Source organism: Pseudomonas sp. NPDC086112 (assembly GCF_044746425.1).
GTDB lineage: Bacteria > Pseudomonadota > Gammaproteobacteria > Pseudomonadales > Pseudomonadaceae > Aquipseudomonas.
Window position 1 is genome coordinate 1 of the sequence record NZ_JBIVCD010000069.1, and the last position, 1,092, is coordinate 1,092.

A 1,092-nucleotide genomic window follows, 5' to 3' on the forward strand; every position below is an offset into this window, starting at 1 on the left:
GAGAACCTTGGCGAGTTTGTCTTGCTGGTCTTGGTTCAATGCAATAGCACTGGTCACTTCAACGTCTACCGACTTCTCTTGTTCAGCCTTGTACAGGTCGAACAGAGCGGATATCTCCGGCAAAAGCGGGAGACGGTCGTTTTCGGCAACGACGTTAATGAAGTTCTGTGCCTTGGCATCAAACTTGTCGCCGCACACGTCAATAAACGTGGCGGCCTTGTTTGCGCTCGTCAGTCGCGGGGCCTTGAGCACGCGCTGCATGGTGTCGTCTTGCGACACTGCTGCAGCCTGGCCGAGCATGGCTGTCCAAGAGGCCAGTTGCTGGTGGGCCTTAGCGTAAGGTCGGGCCAACGTGGTCAATTCTGCCATGATCGCCCTCGCTTAAATTTCAGCAGCCAGTTTGTTTACCAGCTCCGCGTGCGCGTTTTGATCGATTGTGGCACCCAGGATCTTCTCGGCGCCGCCGACAGCCAGTGCACCCAGTTGGGCACGCAGCGCGTCTTTGACACTGTTCAGTTCCTGCTCGATCTCGGCCTGAGCCTGAACCTTCACACGGTCAGCGTCGATACGGGCTTTTTCAACAGCCTCGTCAACGATCTGATTACCGCGTTTCTTGGCTTGCTCAATGATTTCAGCTGCCTGAGCTTTCGCTTCGCGCAGTTGCTGACCCACTTTCTCATGGGCCAACTCCAGGTCGCGAGCTGCTCGGCTGGCAGCGTCCAGTCCATCCGCGATCTTCTTCTGACGTTCGTGCAAAGCCGCGATGACCGGAGGCCACACGAACTTCATGCAAAACAGTACAAAAATGAAGAACGCAACGGACTGGCCAATCAGGGTTGCATTAATGTTCACGCCAACACCTCGCTCGTTCGTTGCACATCACACCAATCAACTCGAAGGTTCGAGTGATTAGCCAGCGAGTTGACCAACGAATGGGTTCGCGAAGGTGAAGAACAAAGCGATACCAACACCGATCATGGTTACGGCGTCGAGCAGACCGGCAACGATGAACATTTTGACTTGCAGCATTGGAACCATTTCTGGCTGACGCGCTGCGCCTTCCAGGAACTTGCCGCCCAACAGGCCGAAACC

At 55.3% G+C, this 1,092-nt stretch carries 3 protein-coding genes; all 3 read right to left on the bottom strand.

Features of this window, described 5'->3' with window-relative positions; translation table 11 throughout:
* The coding region (locus ACIPLA_RS27365) for a F0F1 ATP synthase subunit delta (RefSeq protein WP_401177523.1) at positions 1-369 on the bottom strand (369 nt) is incomplete at its 3' end.
* 12 nt (positions 370-381) lie between these two features.
* Positions 382-852: a F0F1 ATP synthase subunit B gene (locus tag ACIPLA_RS27370; protein ID WP_063342029.1), complete on the bottom strand. Its 471-nt coding sequence runs from the start codon at positions 850-852 to the stop codon at positions 382-384.
* A gap of 57 nt (positions 853-909) precedes the next feature.
* Positions 910-1,092, bottom strand: a 183-nt coding sequence (gene atpE, locus ACIPLA_RS27375) for a F0F1 ATP synthase subunit C (RefSeq protein WP_401177527.1), incomplete at its 5' end; no start/stop codon positions are given.